The 16,557-nt window shown below is 51.8% G+C and carries 13 protein-coding genes; 2 read left to right on the forward strand and 11 right to left on the reverse strand.

Going from position 1 to position 16,557, the window contains the following annotated elements; genetic code table 11:
- Window positions 1-2 precede the first annotated feature (2 nt).
- From HH215_RS11350 to HH215_RS11375, 6 genes are read right to left on the reverse strand one after another with little or no spacing between them, the layout of a single operon-like run.
- The gene (locus tag HH215_RS11350; RefSeq protein WP_169280004.1) at window positions 3-902 is read right to left on the reverse strand and encodes an urease accessory protein UreD; all 900 of its coding nucleotides are present in this window, start codon (window positions 900-902) and stop codon (window positions 3-5) included.
- Window positions 886-1,560 (reverse strand): urease accessory protein UreG, encoded by a 675-nt coding sequence (ureG, locus tag HH215_RS11355; protein WP_169280005.1) that lies wholly within the window; start codon window positions 1,558-1,560, stop codon window positions 886-888. The genes HH215_RS11350 and ureG overlap by 17 nt, the downstream gene beginning before the upstream one ends.
- 36 nt (window positions 1,561-1,596) lie before the next feature.
- Entirely contained in the window at window positions 1,597-2,349 is a 753-nt protein-coding gene (locus HH215_RS11360) for an urease accessory protein UreF (RefSeq protein ID WP_254450445.1), read from the reverse strand.
- Window positions 2,350-2,390: 41 nt separating this feature from the next.
- A complete protein-coding gene (gene ureC, locus HH215_RS11365) occupies window positions 2,391-4,097 on the reverse strand; it encodes an urease subunit alpha (RefSeq protein ID WP_310735614.1) in 1,707 nt (568 codons plus the stop codon).
- 57 nt (window positions 4,098-4,154) lie between these two features.
- Window positions 4,155-4,517, reverse strand: a complete 363-nt coding sequence (locus tag HH215_RS36360; RefSeq protein WP_169280007.1) for an urease subunit beta — start codon at window positions 4,515-4,517, stop codon at window positions 4,155-4,157.
- Between the two features lie 25 nt (window positions 4,518-4,542).
- The gene (locus tag HH215_RS11375; protein ID WP_169280008.1) at window positions 4,543-4,845 is read right to left on the reverse strand and encodes an urease subunit gamma; all 303 of its coding nucleotides are present in this window, start codon (window positions 4,843-4,845) and stop codon (window positions 4,543-4,545) included.
- A gap of 300 nt (window positions 4,846-5,145) precedes the next feature.
- Here HH215_RS11375 and ilvD point away from each other — a divergent pair, with 300 nt between their 5' ends.
- On the forward strand, window positions 5,146-6,816 hold the full coding sequence (gene ilvD, locus HH215_RS11380; protein WP_169284343.1) for a dihydroxy-acid dehydratase: 1,671 nt from the start codon (window positions 5,146-5,148) through the stop codon (window positions 6,814-6,816).
- A gap of 143 nt (window positions 6,817-6,959) precedes the next feature.
- On the opposite strand, the gene HH215_RS11385 is transcribed toward ilvD, so the two are convergent.
- Window positions 6,960-8,444, reverse strand: coding sequence for a polysaccharide deacetylase family protein (locus HH215_RS11385; protein ID WP_169280009.1), 1,485 nt, complete (start codon window positions 8,442-8,444; stop codon window positions 6,960-6,962).
- Between the two features lie 180 nt (window positions 8,445-8,624).
- On the opposite strand from HH215_RS11385, the gene HH215_RS11390 reads away from it, so the two are divergent.
- A complete protein-coding gene (locus HH215_RS11390; protein ID WP_169280010.1) occupies window positions 8,625-9,770 on the forward strand; it encodes an AI-2E family transporter in 1,146 nt (381 codons plus the stop codon).
- On the opposite strand, the gene HH215_RS11395 is transcribed toward HH215_RS11390, so the two are convergent.
- The 4 genes from HH215_RS11395 to HH215_RS11410 form a co-directional block, all read right to left on the reverse strand.
- Window positions 9,703-11,541: a peptidoglycan D,D-transpeptidase FtsI family protein gene (locus tag HH215_RS11395; RefSeq protein WP_169280011.1), complete on the reverse strand. Its 1,839-nt coding sequence runs from the start codon at window positions 11,539-11,541 to the stop codon at window positions 9,703-9,705. The genes HH215_RS11390 and HH215_RS11395 overlap by 68 nt on opposite strands.
- A 125-nt stretch (window positions 11,542-11,666) precedes the next feature.
- Window positions 11,667-13,781 (reverse strand): methyl-accepting chemotaxis protein, encoded by a 2,115-nt coding sequence (locus tag HH215_RS11400; protein WP_254450446.1) that lies wholly within the window; start codon window positions 13,779-13,781, stop codon window positions 11,667-11,669.
- Between the two features lie 164 nt (window positions 13,782-13,945).
- Window positions 13,946-15,205, reverse strand: a complete 1,260-nt coding sequence (locus HH215_RS11405) for a peptidase U32 family protein (RefSeq protein ID WP_254450447.1) — start codon at window positions 15,203-15,205, stop codon at window positions 13,946-13,948.
- A gap of 403 nt (window positions 15,206-15,608) precedes the next feature.
- Window positions 15,609-16,502 (reverse strand): peptidase U32 family protein, encoded by an 894-nt coding sequence (locus HH215_RS11410; protein ID WP_169280012.1) that lies wholly within the window; start codon window positions 16,500-16,502, stop codon window positions 15,609-15,611.
- Window positions 16,503-16,557 lie beyond the last annotated feature (55 nt).

The following is a 16,557-nucleotide window of genomic DNA, read 5'->3' on the forward strand; positions in this document are numbered from 1 at the left end:
TCTCATTTGTTACTCCTGGTCATCCAGGCCTCTTTAAGAAATCTCAACGGAGGCTGATCCATTAGCTGCAGCCTGACGCAGTCCCACGCGGCCAACGTCAGCCTCTGAAGTTTCCAGGCCGCATGTCCCGCCATCTGCACCACTATCCCGCATTTCGCGGTTCGAGCGACTCCCCAGCTAACCCCATCCGGAATAGCTTCCATGCTTTCCAACGCTTCGCGTATCCTGACCACAAGATCCGAGGTAACCCGATCGGAAAATACGGAGAATATTCCCATGTGGGTGTAACCTCCGAAACAGCCGACATTATCGACTTGCATTCGGGCGGGTTCCCACTTCTGTCTCTGATAATGTACGAGTTCTCCCTTGTACATGACCGTTATCTTCGAATCGTACGAATGGAAAGAAAACGCCTCGCCTCGCGATAGCCTTCCCGGACAAAAGATATCCCCGACCACGCAGATCGACCCATCAGCCAGATCGATCTCCGTTTCGGAGACGAAACGAGCATTCCGAAATAACATAATCGGCTCCGGCATCCATTCGAGTATGGCTTCGGGCCCTAACATGAACCGTTGGTACAACCTAGAATCGCTGCCGGACTCGCAAGGATGTACTCGGGTATAGGCTTGATTCGTCGCATAGAGGCGAGCGCCCTCGCGCAGTTCCCAATCAAACACATACCGGTCCCCTTCAAGCAGACCGGGGGAACCGTCCATTTGCAAGACGGCCAATTGCTTCCCATTACCGCTTCCGAGAGGGAATGTTTTCGCGATCTTAAGCGGTGAAGTATGATACCGGGAAATCAACTCCGGACGGCCGTTTATTATCCCGACCGTAGCCCGGAGCTCCGACAACCTCTCGATTAAAGGGATTGCGCCTAGACTAGACGGCGGCCTCATGGCGAACCGTCTCCCGAGCTACCCAATCCGAGACGACGTTTAATCCCTCGCCTCCGAACAAATTCGTGAAGACGAACGGCCTTTCGCCGCGCATTTGGCGGGAATCGCGTTCCATCACTTCCAAGCTGGCTCCTACGTACGGAGCCAGGTCGATTTTGTTAATGATCAGCAGATCCGATCTCATAATTCCGGGACCGCCTTTGCGAGGGATTTTCTCGCCTTGGGCAACGTCGATAATGTAGATGAACCGATCAACGAGCTCCGGGCTGAAAGCCGCGGCCAGATTGTCTCCGCCGCTCTCGATCAAGATCAAATCCAGATCGGGAAAACGTTGCTCAAGCTCCTCGACGGCCTCGAAATTCATCGAAGCATCTTCGCGAATGGCCGTATGCGGACATCCTCCGGTTTCAACGCCGATAATCCGATCGTCTGGCAAACACCCTGTATCGGACAGAATTCGCGCATCTTCCTTCGTATAGATGTCGTTCGTGATCACCGCTAAGTTAATTTTGTCCTTCAATTGAAAGGCAAGCTGCTCCACAAGCTTTGTTTTGCCGGATCCGACCGGGCCTCCGATTCCGATTCGCATCGGACGTCCTCCCGTGACTTGGGGCGTTTCCCACTCATGATGATGATGTCCTTCTTTTCCTTGGCACATATGCAATCCCTCCGCTTATAAGTGTTTTTTCGCTTCTTATGACATAAACAACCGGGAATATAACGTCTCATGCCGAATCATCGCAAGCTCGGCAAGAGGCATCGCGCTATAAGCCTCCGATGGATCCATTTCCCGCACGGCCTCCCACGACCGCGTAATGTCCGGGAACAAGGAAGCGGTCAAGCGTTGAGCTTCCGTCTGCCCCATCGAGATCAATCTCAAGGCCGCGTTCACGCATGTGGCGACCGCCGTATACAGGTATCCCTCCGCCGCTCTTCCAAGCGAAACCTGCAGTTCGCGGCAGATCACCCCATAGACGAGAGGATAACTGCCGTAACATTGCCCGCCGCGAGTGTCCTCATGAAGACTTCGTAGCGTCATCGACATAGACGGAAACAGCTCGGGAGCCAGCTTCAGCAGCCTCCGGCCGATTTTCTCCATCCCGTCCCGGGATTCAGGGGCAAGTCTTTGAAGATGGACTAGCTTCTCGATTTCGTAAGCATAAGCATTCCGATTTCTATTATCTGTGCCGTAGTCTCCACCTGGGGCAACTCCGAACGCGGCTTTAATGACCATGAGGTCGCTAGTCGCCCAGCTATGCCGCAGCATGGATATCATGTATTGGCGCAAGCTCGCTCCGTCCATGACTAGTCCGTCCTGAACGAGCGACTCCAATCCGAAGGAATGGGCAAAGCTGCCGATCGGCAGAGCCGAATCCAACAATAGCTGCAAGGAAAGCCACTGGCCGGAGCCCAATGATTCGCCTTCTGCTCCCCCTGCATCCTTCACGTCCGATCCGCCTCCTTCCTTGGAATGCTAGAATTTATGGATTAGAACAAAAAATACCTTTGAGCCATCGGAACGACGGAAGCCGGCTCGCATATCGCAAGCTCTCCGTCGACCGTTACTTTGTAAGTATCCGGATCGACTTCGATGACCGGCGTCGCATCGTTGCGGATCATGTCCTTCTTACCGATATTGCGGCAATTTTTGACCGGCTCGATTCGTTTCTGCAAGCCAAGTTCGTCGGCGATTCCTCGATCGTACGCCGCCTGCGACACGAAAGTAATCGAGCTACGAAACAGCGATTTTCCGTACGAAGCGAACATCGGCCTGCCGAATACCGGCTGAGGCGTCGGGATCGAAGCATTCGGATCTCCCATCTGCGCGTAGGCAATGCTGCCGCCCTTCAAGACGAGATCCGGCTTTACGCCGAAGAAGGACGGGCTCCATACGACCACGTCTGCCCATTTGCCCGGTTCGAGGGAACCGACGAGGTGAGAAATTCCGTGAGCGATCGCCGGATTAATCGTGTATTTGGACACGTAACGTTTGATCCGTTCATTGTCGCCTTCTTCGTCGTCCCCATCTAGCGGTCCCCTCTGCGTTTTCATTTTGTCCGCGGTTTGCCAAGTGCGGGTAATGACTTCCCCGACGCGCCCCATCGCTTGCGAATCCGAGCTGATGATGCTGAAAGCGCCGAGATCGTGCAAAATATCTTCCGCGGCGATCGTCTCCGGACGGATGCGCGAATCGGCGAACGCTACATCCTCGGGAATTCCGCTATCCAGATGATGGCAGACCATCAGCATATCCAAATGCTCTTCGATCGTGTTCACCGTAAAAGGTCGCGTAGGATTCGTCGAGGAGGGAATGATATTCGGCTCACCGGCCGCCTTGATAATATCCGGGGCATGACCGCCGCCCGCTCCTTCGGTATGATACGTGTGAATCGTTCGGCCGCCGATCGCCCTAAGCGTATCCTCTACGAATCCCGCTTCGTTTAACGTATCCGTATGGATCGCCACCTGAACGTCGAACCGATCTGCCGCCGATAGACAAGCGTCGATCGCCGCGGGCGTCGTCCCCCAGTCCTCGTGCAGCTTAAGCCCGATAGCGCCCGCCTCGATCTGCTCGATTAGAGGAGCCGGCGTCGAAGCGTTCCCTTTGCCCAGAAAACCGAGATTCATCGGAAAAGCCTCCGCAGCCTCCAGCATCCGGCGGAGATGCCACGCTCCCGGCGTGCAGGTCGTTGCGTTCGTCCCCGTCGCCGGCCCCGTCCCTCCGCCGATCATCGTCGTTACGCCAGATGACAGCGCGGTCTCGATCTGCTGCGGGCAAATGTAATGAATGTGCGTATCGATGCCGCCGGCTGTCACGATCTTGCCTTCCCCGGCAATGACTTCCGTGCTTGCACCGACGACCATTCCTTCATCCACGCCGTCCATGATATCCGGATTACCGGCTTTGCCTATCCCGACGATGACGCCGTCTTTGATCCCGATGTCGCCCTTCACGATTCCCCAATGGTCGATCACGACTGCATTCGTAATCAACGTATCCAGCACGCCTTCGTCTCTGATTGCACGGCTAGATTGACCCATTCCGTCCCGGATGACCTTACCTCCGCCGAATTTGCACTCATCCCCGTACACGGTGTAGTCCTGCTCGACAACCGCCCACAACCCCGTATCCGCAAGTCTTACCGCATCTCCGGCCGTAGGGCCGAACATTCCGGCGTAGCTCTGACGATCCATCCGCATGCCCGTTCTCTCCCTTCTTACTCCGTCCTGCTCCACATGTCACTTTGGAACTCACTTCAACGCTTCCCAAGCTTTTAGTCTATCTGCAACTGCGGCAGTCATCTCTCCCGATGCAGATCCATTTGAAATCCCATTCAATCCGAAAGCCATCTTGGCGCCGCCTAATTCGGTAAGAACGATCGGCTTTTCTTCTCCTGGCTCGAATCTGACCGCCGTACCCGCAGGGATATCCAATCTCATGCCGAAAGCTTGCTCCCTAGGAAAACGCAAAGACCGATTCACTTCGAAAAAGTGGTAGTGGGAACCGACCTGAACCGGACGATCGCCAACGTTGTTTACGATAAGCTCGACGGTACGCCTTCCTTCGTTTAGCTGAATTTCTCCGGATTTCGCCCTAATTTCACCTGGAATCATTACCTATCCCCCTTCCATTGACGCCCTAAGCAATCGGCTGATGAACGGTAACGAGTTTCGTACCGTCCGGGAAAGTCGCCTCCACTTGCACCTCGTGAATCATTTCCGGAACGCCTTCCATCACTTGCTCCCTAGTCAATAATGTGGTGCCATAAGACATCATCTCAGCTACCGATTTCCCGTCTCTGGCACCTTCCATAATGGCCGACGTAATCAACGCGATGCATTCCGGATAATTAAGCTTCACGCCGCGAGCTAATCTTCTTTGCGCTAAATCGGCCGCTACCGTAATTAGCAATTTTTCTTTTTCGCGTTCCGTCAGATTCAATTTCCCATCCCCTTCAGAACTTTTCTTCCCATTATAGGTAACCTAATCCGAGAAGTAAATAATATATGTTATGTTTTATTACATAATTTATTGATTAATTGTGTAAATCCCACTTATTTCAAACGATATATAACACATACATGACGCAAAATCACCATAATTTACTGAAGCGATTGTTTAACGATTCACCGCGTTATTCGAAAGCCTTGTCTGGTCAAGCCGTCTCGTTCTGTGATAAAATCAAGGATATGACATTCCGGTTTAACAGAAAGCGAGGGGCTAAATTTGGCTAACAAAAAAATGCGTTCAGACATGATCACCAAAGGCTTCGACCGCGCACCGCACCGCAGCTTGCTGCGTGCCGCCGGCGTTAAAGAAGAAGATTTCGGCAAACCCTTCATTGCAGTATGCAATTCTTACATCGATATCGTCCCGGGACATATTCACTTGCAGGAGTTCGGTAAAATCGTCAAAGACGCCATTCGCGAAGCTGGCGGCGTTCCGTTCGAATTTAATACGATCGGCGTCGATGACGGGATCGCTATGGGTCACATCGGCATGCGCTACTCCTTGGCGAGCCGCGAGATTATCGCGGACTCCGTCGAGACCGTCGTTAACGCTCACTGGTTCGACGGAATGGTTTGTATTCCGAACTGCGACAAAATTACTCCGGGCATGATGATGGCCGCTCTGCGCGTCAACATCCCGACTATCTTCGTCAGCGGCGGACCGATGAAAGCCGGACGTACGAGCGATGGCAGAGCGATTTCCTTAACGTCCGTTTTCGAAGGCGTTGGCGCGTTCATGACCGGCAAGATCGACGAGAAAAGCTTAACCGAGCTTGAACAATACGGATGTCCGACTTGCGGATCCTGCTCCGGCATGTTCACCGCTAACTCCATGAACTGTCTCGCCGAAGTGCTTGGTTTGGCATTGCCGGGCAACGGCACGATTCTGGCGGTCGCACCGGAACGTCGCGATTTCGTCAGGAAGTCCGCAACGCAACTGATGGAATTGATCAAGAAAGACATCAAGCCGCGCGATATCGTTACGCTTGATGCCATCGACAACGCTTTCGCATTGGATATGGCAATGGGCGGATCGACCAACACGGTATTGCATACTTTGGCTCTCGCGCACGAAGCGGGAATCGAATACCCGATCGAACGGATTAACGAAGTCGCGAAACGCGTGCCTTACTTGTCCAAGTTGGCTCCCGCTTCCGATCACCACATCGAAGACCTTCACAACGCGGGCGGCGTGAGCGCCATTATCAACGAGCTGTTCAAGAAAGAAGGAGCGCTTCAAGGCGACGTAATGACCGTATCCGCCAAGACGCTTCGCGAGAACGTCGTCGGCGCGGAAATTACCGATCACTCGGTCATTCGTCCGATCGACGATCCTCACTCGAAGGAGGGCGGCTTGTCCGTCTTGTTCGGAAACCTCGCTCCCGGCGGATCGATCATTAAAGTCGGCGCCGTCGACAAATCGGTTGGCGGTTATCACCGCGGACCGGCGATCTGCTTCGATTCGCAAGAAGCGGTGTTGCAAGGACTCGCCGAGGGCAAGGTCAAGGAAGGTCATGTCGTCGTTATTCGTTACGAAGGACCTAAAGGCGGCCCGGGCATGCCCGAGATGCTTGCTCCGACTTCCCAGATCGTCGGCATGGGGCTCGGCACGAAAGTCGGCCTGATTACCGACGGACGTTTCTCCGGAGCTTCCCGCGGAATCGCGATCGGCCATATTTCACCGGAAGCAGCCGAAGGCGGCCCTATCGCGTTCGTAGAAGACGGAGATATGATCGAGCTGGATATGAACAACCGCTCGATTACGCTTGAAGTCAGCGACGAAGAGCTGGATCGCCGCCGTTCCGAATGGAAAGGCTTCGAACCGAAGATCAAACGCGGTTACTTGGCCCGTTATTCCGCGATGGTTACCAACGCCAGCCGCGGCGGCGTTATGAAAATGTAGTTTTCGGCTTAAGCCTGGTACTGAATCGTTAATCGACCACCGCCTCTCTCGAGGCGGTTTTTTTTCTTTATTCCACATCGTTTATTCATCCAACAAATAAAAAAGCGAATACGCGGCTGTTAAACCCGTACTCGCTTCTTCGATTAAACAAGCTTGCCGATCGATCCTTCTTCGAAATGCGAGACAAGCTCCTGCGTTTCCGCCCCTTGATTGGATGGCTTGGCGGCATCGCTCTTCGTCGCGCGCTCTCGAACGGGGCGACGTTTCGCCCTGTCATCATTCGCCCAAGTCAACAGAATGTCTCTTGGCATAATGAGCATTCGCGGATTTAACGAATCGGCTTTCTCGCGTACCCTTTGATTACCTGCAGGATGAATAACACGCATAAGGACTCTTAAATAAATATTCGTCGTCCAGGCAAATAACCCCCTGGGCAATTCGAAAGTCTTATAACCAAGCGATTCGGAGCCGCGATGAATCATCGATACTCCGTATAACGCCCTGACTTGATCTCCGTTCGGAGCGACTGCAAGCTCCCTCGCCATCTCCGGCAGCGCCTTCTCCATCTCGCGAATGATCCGAATGCCGATTTGCAAAGTCGACTTGGAGTTCATTCCGAGATCGAACAACATTTGGTTCTCGAAATGGATTTCCATGATGCGATCCCCCGATCGGAGCGTCTGATCCCCTTGCAGATCAAGCGGAGGGCCTGAATAACGTCGGATCCGATAGTTGAAGAAGTGTCCGGAACCGACCGGACGAAGCCTGAATACGACATGGAAAATTTTCTCGTAGGCCATCCAAAGACTAACGATCACTTTCTTGAGGGGGCCAATACGCGGAACCGCGGCCTCTTCCCCTTCACTGCTCTTCATGGTTGATTTCCTCGCAGTCCGATGATCGCTATTCTTTTTTTTCTTAGCCCGTTCCGTAATCTCGATCATCTCGTCGATCCCGACAAATCGGTAGCCGAGTTGACGACCGTCGTCCAATATCCGTTCCAACGCCGAGATCGTATTGGCGGGCGCATCGCGATCCGCACCGAAAGTACTTCCGCAATCATGCAGCAGGAACACTTGGCCGGGCTTCAACTTCTGCCTCATGCGCCGGTAGAGCTTATCGGGTCCGATCTTCTTGCGCCAATCGCTGAACAAGGAAGTCCACAGCACGATCTGCAAGTACCCTAAGTTCGCGTAGTCGAAGACGTTCACGATTCCCCATGGCGGTCGATAATACATCGGTCTTGAACCCGTAATCTTTTTGATGACGTCCGACGTGCGATGGATTTGACGTTTCACCGTACGCGGACGCATAAGCCAGTTCGAATGATGTACGTAATTGTGAATGCCTAGAATATGTCCTTCTTCGTGAATGCGCGAGATGATCTCGGGGTTTCGTTCCGCATTTTCCCCAACGACGAAAAAAGTCGCTTTAGCTCCCTGTTGTTTCAATAGGTCCAAAAGCTTCGGCGTATATTCCGGATCGGGACCGTCATCGAAAGTCAGTGCGATCTCCGTCTTGGATTTACCGCGCATGAACACTCTAAAACCGAAAATCCGACTTATAAGAGCCGGTAAAAAAGCATAAAAAGTCAAAAAATAAAAACCGATCCAAAGGATGATTTCCATGCCTTCCCCACCATCTTGATTGCCATAATATACTGCGAGCTGTCAAATGCCTGTCTTCTATTTTATCATAACCGTTCGAAAAATAGGCATCCTTATAGGCATCTTTTTTGTTATCGTGTACAATAACATTATATGGAATGGACAAGTTATGATCGAACTTAGAAAAGGGTGGCTAAAGAAATGTTTTCTTTGTATCAGAAATATTGGCGGACCGCGTTCGACATTGGCGTTATCGCGCTTACGGTCTGGCTTACGATGTACACGTTCAGCTATTTGTACAACCTCGCAACTCCCGTTTTCTTATCCTTCCTTGTATTTTGGATCATCGAGCCTCTCGCCCGTTTGCTTAATCGTTGGGGCTTGCCCAAATCGATCGCATCCGGGATAAGCATATTGCTATTTGCGCTTGTTATTCTTGCTATATTTATCGGACTCGGATTTATCTTCACCCTGCAAATCACGCAACTTGCCGATGATTTGCCTAAGTATCAGGAACTTCTGCAAAACCAAGTCAAAACGATCACCGTCGACATTCAGAACCGGATGGACGCTTTGCCGCCTGATATCACGGAAAAAATAACGGAAGCTACGGCCAAAGTGACCGATCTTGGAGCGAAATGGGCCGGGGATTTTCTCAATTGGCTAGTCGGATTCCTGACTTCCTTCTCTTCGTTCATACTGAATTTCTCGATCGCCATCATTCTCGCTTATTTCTTAAGCGTTGAGATCGATACGTGGAAAAAATTAGGTAAAGACCGCGCTCCGAAAACGTTCAAAGTCGCTTTCGAATTTCTGAGCAACAACGTATTCCGAGGAATCGGAGCTTATCTCAAAGCGCAAGGAAAGCTGATCAGCATCACGTTCATCGTCATTTATATCGCGCTATTGTCGCTCGGAGTGAACAACGCTTTCTCCATCGCCCTTCTGGCCGGTTTCTTCGATGTTCTACCGCTTCTTGGCGTTAGCACGTTGTTCATTCCTTGGATCGCTTATTTGTTCATCACCGGCGACATTAATCTCGCCATTTGGTTGACGGGTTTGTTGCTCGTCGTCACGCTAACCCGGCAATTTTTGGAGCCGCGCATTACGGGACAGACCGTCGGGGTATCCGCTTTTACGATGCTGGCGTTCATGATGGTTTCCTTGTCTCTCTTCGGAGTTGCCGGACTCATCCTGGCACCGATTCTAATGATCCTGTTGAAAGCCTTGTACGACCAAGGTTACTTCCACACATGGATCCGGTATCCGAAAGAGGAATTCAACGTTTCTCCGTTCGCTCCTCAACCTGTCGATTCCGCTGTTCATAAAGACGAAGACCGTCCATAATCGCTCCGAACAGCGTTGCTCCGCGATTGCGCAAGCCCGCAGGCTGGTCTTCGATCAGCACGGCGACCGCATATCGCGGCTTACCTTCCGCAACCGGCCCGTAACCGACGAACCATTGGTCGTTATGGGCTTTTTGCTTGCCTGCTAACTCTGCCGTCCCCGACTTGCCGGCAAGCGGCCACTTGGCTCCCTTTAGGGCGTTCTCTGCCGTCCCCTGCAGTACGACCGAACGCATTCCTTGCCGAATCATCGCCGCGGTCTTAGGCTCGATCTGACCGTATTTAGAGGGGGCAGATTTCACTTTGATCGAAGTCAGCAATCCGCCGTCCGCATACCGAACCTCTTTCACGAGCCGTGGAGCGAATACATGACCGTTATGCAGCAACGTTACCGCCATATTGGCCATTTGAAGCGGGGTTACGCGCACATCCCGTTGCCCGATTCCGGTTCCCGTTCTCACGCCGCCGTCCTGCGCCGTTTTTTTGTCCAAGAAAATCGAACCCGCTTCTTCCTCGCCTAACAAACGAAGGGGCAGCCCATCGACGAACTTATCCGTGTTCCAGCCGACTTTACGACCGAGACCCAAGCGTTCCGCAGTAATTTGCAACCAAGCCGGATCCAGCCGTTCCGCCAAAGTGGCGAACGCCACATTGCATGATTGGGCATACGCCTGCTCCAACGTGAGATGGCCGTGTCCGCCTTCCTTCCAGCACTTCAACCCGTATTTACCGTAGTGCCCGTTGCAAATAAAAGTTTCGTCCCACGACGTCACGCCCGCTTCGATAGCTGCAGCTAACGTTATCGTCTTGAAGACGGAACCCGGAGGCGCAGCGACGAGCGCATGGTTGCGTTCATCAGTATCCTTCGAACCGATATGATAAGGATCAAGCTGCGGCAAAGACGCCATAGCCAGAATATCCGCATTACTTGCGTCCAGAACTACGGCCGCTCCTTTTCTTATCGAATATTTACTCATTACCTCGCTAACGATCTGCTGAATCTCGACGTCCAACGTCGTTGTGACCTGAATCGGAAAATGCGGATTATTAGGTGCCGTTATTCGCAGTCCTAAGCCTTTCAAAGGAAGCCTTGTAGCATCCGTAATTTGCATGACAGTTGTCGAAGCACGTCCTTGAAGAAAACGATCCAATGATTTCTCTAAACCCGATCCGCCGATAGGATTCTTGACATTCATATGATGATTCGCGATTTGCTTATCGTACTCTCGACGCACCCTTTCGGGATGTTGGGAAATGTAGCCGATCGCATGATAAGGCGAGAATTCGGCCGGATAACGATTTACGTAAGGCAGGACGGCTACTCCCAGCAAGTTGGAACGTTCAACCGTGCGAACTTGCTGTTCCGTCAGATTAAGCGCCAGAGAAGAATGCTGACCTTTCCATATTTCAGGTTCGCGTACATTAGCAAACCATTGTTCCAGCTTCCCAGCCTCGACGCCAAGTGCCGAGGCCAACTGCTTAACGTCCTGCTCCGTTCCCCGTGGCATGCCGTTGTCCGGAAACGCCGCCAAGCTTCGCACTGTCTCGCCCGTCAGCGGCCTGCCTTCGCGATCGCGAAACTGACCGCGGCCTTGATCCAACACGAGACCGTCCGATCGTTGGAGTAAGGCGCTCTGATTCAGCGATCCGCTCGCCGTCTTCGAACCGCCGAATCCAAACTGCAGCCAAGCCAATCTTGCGCTTTCGACTCCGAATAAGATGGCAATAAATAATAGGATATGAAAGCTTCGAATTGCCCACTCCCGTTTCATGCGCTTGCCCCCTCCATCCTTCTCCCCTTCATTATTTCCATATTGATCCAAAATAAAAAGCAGATCGGGAATTACCCCAATCTGCCTTGTTGTTTAGTTGGACGACGATTCGCCCGCTAGATTCATTAAGATACCGTAAACCTGCTCAAGGACTCGCGCAGTTTGCCGGATACGGCTTCTAGACGGTTGGACAATTGAACTAGGCCATCGCTGATGTTCAATTGCTCGTTACTCAGCGATGCGACTTGCTCAGAAGTTGCGGAAGCTTCTTGCGCAACGGCGCTAACGTTACTCATAGCCAGCGACAAGGTCGACTGCGCGCTCTCTAGGTTGCGAACGGAATCGGTAGCCGATTCTAACCGATGTACGAATCCGCCCATATTGTCTTGCACCGTGATGAAGATCTGATTCGCTTCGCGTACGGATTGAATCTGCTCTTGGAATATCGGATACGCTTCGGACAATACGCTTACGGTCTCGTCGATCTCGCGTTGGATATTCTCGACGATGCCGCCTACGATGCCGATCGAATCGCGCGATTGGTCGGCAAGCTTACGAATTTCATCGGCTACGACCATGAATCCCTTACCGGCCGCTCCGGCTCTTGCCGCTTCGATCGTTGCGTTCAAGGAAAGAATATTCGTCTGTTTCGTGATATTGCCCAGAACGTCCAAGATTTTGCGGATCGAGCCGGTGCTCTCCTTCAGCTTATCGACTTTATCGACCATCGAACGAGTCATTTCTTCCGTTTGGCCCGTCTTCTCGATAAGGCCGCCCATATAGATCGTCCCTTTGCGGCCGGCTTCTTCTACTTCGTTAGCCGATTGCCCCATCTGAACATTGGAATCGATAACCGATTGAACTTGTGCTCCGATTTGGATCGTCAAATCCGTGCCCTTCTCGGACTCGACGGCAAGGTTCGTCGCGCCGTTCGCGATTTCCTCGGTCGCCACGGCGATTTCCTTCGCGGCACCCGCGGTTTTGCGCGATGAATCCGTCAACGAGGTAGCCGTCTCCAGAACTTCTTGCGCCGATAAGTTCGTCTGCCGAACGAGACTCGTGATCTCCTCCATCATGCGGTTAAAGCTATCGGATACTTGTCCGATCTCGTCTTTCTGCCTAATCGTCGAACGAACCGTCAGGTTACCGCGCTCTCCTTCGTTCATTAAGGTCCGAAGTTGAGCTAGCGGACGTCCGACCGAACGCAATACGATAAAACCGATCGCTCCCGCGATTAACGCCGCGATAAGAGACATAAGCCATGTTAAGTTGCTGATCGCTTTGGCGTCTTTAACCAATGACGCTACCGGTATATTACCGATAAGCTTCCATCCGTTGTTCTCGAGGACGCCCGCTGAGGAAAGCGTCTTCGTTCCGTCCGCGCTAATCGTAGCGGTCCCGTCATCTCCAGGCACTTCGTACTCGTACTTCGATCCCCATTTCTTCTCATCGGGGCCGTAGACCATAGTACCGTCCGTCGCCACGATATAAGAGGAACTATCTTCTCCGAAGTTAACCGTCTTCATCTGCTCTTCCAACGTTTTGGCTTTAATCTCAAGCAATAAGTAATACGCTTTTCCTTGATTCAACATCCGTCCGAGCGAGAAGGTCGGAACGTTGCGCGCTCCGTCCAAGCCTCCTGCGAGCGTGGGCCCCCATACCGCTCTGCCGTTTCCTTCGGATACCGCTTTAAGGAACGGTAACTTCATTACTTCTTCCTTGCTAATCGAGCTGCCGGTAGTCATGAACTGACCTTCCGCATCCGCTGGAATCAGAGAAATAGATTCGTAGCTCGAGTCCGCCATGGCGATGCTGCTCAACTTTTCCGTCAGTTGTCTCGACGTATCGAACAGCTCGTAATCGTCTTCCGTAATCGCAAGAGTGCTCAACAAAGTGATAAAAGAATTGTCCGTAATAAATTGCAATGATTGCCGTTCATAGCCATCCATCAGCAAGGCGATTTTACCTGCCGTCTGGATCGCGGTCTGGCTGCTTGAATCCGCTACTTTCTGCTGTATGATAGTGCTGGACTTCGAGTAGGAAAACCATCCTAAAGAAAGTACACACGCTAAAATGCTGCAAAAGATGAGCAAAAACAACTTCATTCCTACCGAGCGAATCGGATTTTCGAACTTGGTTTCCTTAAACTGACCTCCAACGCGTTTTGATAAACCGCTTACACTATTGGTAGCTTTTTTCAAATTTACCGCTCCCAATTTTTCACGCCACGATTTATTCATCTGCTATGACCCTCCAACTATGTAGTGACGACTGACTAGCGGCTAATAAAAAAACTTGCCCAGATGTCCATAAAGTATATATCGGCCGCTTGGGTGGCAACATTTACTTAAATGTGACAATTCGACAAGTTTATTCACAAATCCTTTAGTATAGTTAAAATTTTTTAATGTAATTTTTTGCGCATGAGATCGAATGGCTTAACCGGCAGTGCCGTTTTCAGGCGGATTTTCTGCAGCGGATGACGGGCAACCTCCAAGGGATTCCCATCCGCGTCCGTGATTTCATCGATTCGTTGAACGAACTGCCTACCCCCTGGACCGAAAAATTCTACCTCCATGCCAGGGCGGAAAGGGCTGCGCTGCTGAATCGTCGCGATTCCCGTTCGTTCGTCATAATCCGTCACGACGGCCGCAAAATCGTAAGGAGCAGGTTTTTCTTCCGCTTCGTAGATATGTTCCTCCGCTCCTGGAACCGCATAGAAAAATCCGGTGTTCAACGGACGATTAGCCGCTTTGCCAATGTCCTCGATCCAATCGGTCCGCAATTGATAACCTTCCGGATCGGCCATGTAGGCATCGATCGCTTGTCGGTATACGTTAACTACGGAAGCGACATAGTGAATGCTTTTCATCCGTCCTTCAATCTTAAAGCTATCTACTCCGGCTTCGATAAGATCCGGAATGTGCTGGATCATGCACAAGTCTTTGGACCCCATCGTGAACGAATTTTGTCCTGGCTCCATGATCGATTGCTCGTCGGCATGCAGATCGTACTTCCAACGGCAAGATTGGCAGCAGCCCCCCCGATTGGAATCGCGGTCCGTAAAATGATTGGACAACACGCAACGCCCCGATACGGAAGAACACATCGCTCCGTGAATGAATACTTCCAGTTCGACATCCACTCTTGCCTTCATTTCGCGAATCTCTTCCATCGTCGTTTCTCTCGCAAGCACGACCCGGGGCAATCCTTCTTCCTTCCAAAATTGCACGGCTTGCCAGTTCATCGTCGACTGTTGGGTGCTTAAATGCACCTCCAGCTTGGGAGCGACTCTCTGCGCAGTTTCTACGATGGCCGGATCTGCCGCGATTATCGCCGCAATCCCCGCATCTTCAAGCTGCTTAAGATAGTCCTCGATGCCGTCTAAGTCCTCTTGATGAGCATAAATATTCGTCGCTACGAACACTTTCGCTCCGTACTTGGCTGCAAATTGTACGCCTTCGCGCATTTCTTCAAAAGTGAAGTTATCCGCGTTGGAACGCAAACCGTATTTCTGACCGCCAATATATACGGCATCGGCGCCGTAATGAACGGCAAACTTCAATTTCTCCAAGCTTCCGGCCGGCGCCAACAGCTCCGGTTTATCTAAACGCTGCCGTTTCCCGTTGCCGCGCGGCGTTTCCTGCATTAGAGATTGGCTCATACCCTTGTCCTCCTTGCGAGTAGTTTTATTAATAAATTGTACCGCATACGTCATTTATATCTCTCTGAAAATAATTGGATTCAAATAAAAGACTGAGGAGCGGAGCGTAGGCGAAACCTACGTGAGCACCGGAAGGCCCGGCTGAATTCAAGATTCGATGTCGAATTCGCTCCCTGAAATCGCTTCGTGATCAAAAGCTGACTTATTGAATTACCTCTTCAAATAAAAGTTCAATAAGTCGGCCTTTCAGCACCGAGAAGGTTGGATGAAGCTAGGGACTGAGGAGCGGAGCGTAGGCGAAACCTACGTGAGCATCGGAAGGCCCAGCTGAATTCAAGATTCGATGTCGAATTCGCTCCCTGAAATCGCTTCGTGATCATATGCTGACTTATTGAACTACCTCTCAGTAGACTTGCTCCTTGTATAGGAATCCGAAGCCTAACTCCCTATCGGGGTTCTGCAATTTCCGAATGGCTGCCAGCCATTTGGGATCGAGCTTGAATTCGCCAGGACTCCGTTCCCACGAATCCAAAGCTTGCCTGTAGCTCCTCAAGACAGTTTCGTTGTAATCATCCGACTTCAGCAGCGATTCCACATACATGCTATCTACTCCGGCCTCGATAAGCTCCGGCAACGCTTCTAATAGGCAAATGTCATCGGGGCTCATCACATGGGTACCGTTATCGTCTTCGTAAACGGGAAACTTCTCATCCGGTCTCTCGGCCTCTACCAAGAACAAACCTTTGTCCGCTCCTTTGCGAATGAGCGTCGCTTCTCGGCCAAGATGCTCCAAATAGCTTTGCACGAGATTCCGGTGAGAATGATAGATGTTCGTCATTCCGTGAACTTGAATTTGGATTTCCATCGGTGCTTTCTGTTTCAAATCGATGATCTCTTCTTCATTAAGCTCCCGTGCCACAACGGCTCGCTTAGCTCCTCGGCGCCCCCAATAAGAAGCAGCCGAAGAGTTCGTTCCCGTCATCTCCGCGTTCCAGAACAAAGTCATATCCGGCGCATGACGCCTTGCGTTCATCAGTACCGCCGGATCGCCGAATACGATCGCATCCGCATCGGCTTCTTTCACCAGTTCCATGTATTCCGGCAACCAACCCAACTCGTCGTTGCGGAACAGCTTATTCATATTTACGTAAACTTTCGCTCCAAGGCGGTGCGCCGCCGCAACGGCTTCCTTAAGCGATTCCGACGTCATCTCTCCCGGCTGTCTCATGCTGAAGCGGGATTCTCCGACGAGTATGGCGGTCGCGCCTGCCGCGATATATCGTTCCAGTTGCTCCATGGATCCTGCGGATATTTGCAACTCGGGAATTAACGTTGTAATAGGGATACACCTC

This window comes from Cohnella herbarum, from assembly GCF_012849095.1.
GTDB classification, from domain to species: Bacteria; Bacillota; Bacilli; order Paenibacillales; family Paenibacillaceae; genus Cohnella; species Cohnella herbarum.

Excerpts from the sequence above, each read along its gene's own strand:
- HH215_RS11350 (WP_169280004.1), bottom strand. The coding sequence starts at position 902 with ATGAGGCCGCCGTCTAGTCTAGGCGCAATCCCTTTAATCGAGAGGTTG.
- ureG (WP_169280005.1), bottom strand. The coding sequence starts at position 1,560 with ATGTGCCAAGGAAAAGAAGGACATCATCATCATGAGTGGGAAACGCCC.
- ureC (WP_310735614.1), bottom strand. The coding sequence starts at position 4,097 with ATGGATCGTCAGAGCTACGCCGGAATGTTCGGCCCTACGGCCGGAGAT.
- HH215_RS36360 (WP_169280007.1), bottom strand. The coding sequence starts at position 4,517 with ATGATTCCAGGTGAAATTAGGGCGAAATCCGGAGAAATTCAGCTAAAC.
- ilvD (WP_169284343.1), top strand. The coding sequence starts at position 5,146 with ATGCGTTCAGACATGATCACCAAAGGCTTCGACCGCGCACCGCACCGC.
- HH215_RS11385 (WP_169280009.1), bottom strand. The coding sequence starts at position 8,444 with ATGGAAATCATCCTTTGGATCGGTTTTTATTTTTTGACTTTTTATGCT.
- HH215_RS11390 (WP_169280010.1), top strand. The coding sequence starts at position 8,625 with ATGTTTTCTTTGTATCAGAAATATTGGCGGACCGCGTTCGACATTGGC.
- HH215_RS11395 (WP_169280011.1), bottom strand. The coding sequence starts at position 11,541 with ATGAAACGGGAGTGGGCAATTCGAAGCTTTCATATCCTATTATTTATT.
- HH215_RS11400 (WP_254450446.1), bottom strand. The coding sequence starts at position 13,781 with ATGAATAAATCGTGGCGTGAAAAATTGGGAGCGGTAAATTTGAAAAAA.
- HH215_RS11405 (WP_254450447.1), bottom strand. The coding sequence starts at position 15,205 with ATGAGCCAATCTCTAATGCAGGAAACGCCGCGCGGCAACGGGAAACGG.
- HH215_RS11410 (WP_169280012.1), bottom strand. The coding sequence starts at position 16,502 with ATGGAGCAACTGGAACGATATATCGCGGCAGGCGCGACCGCCATACTC.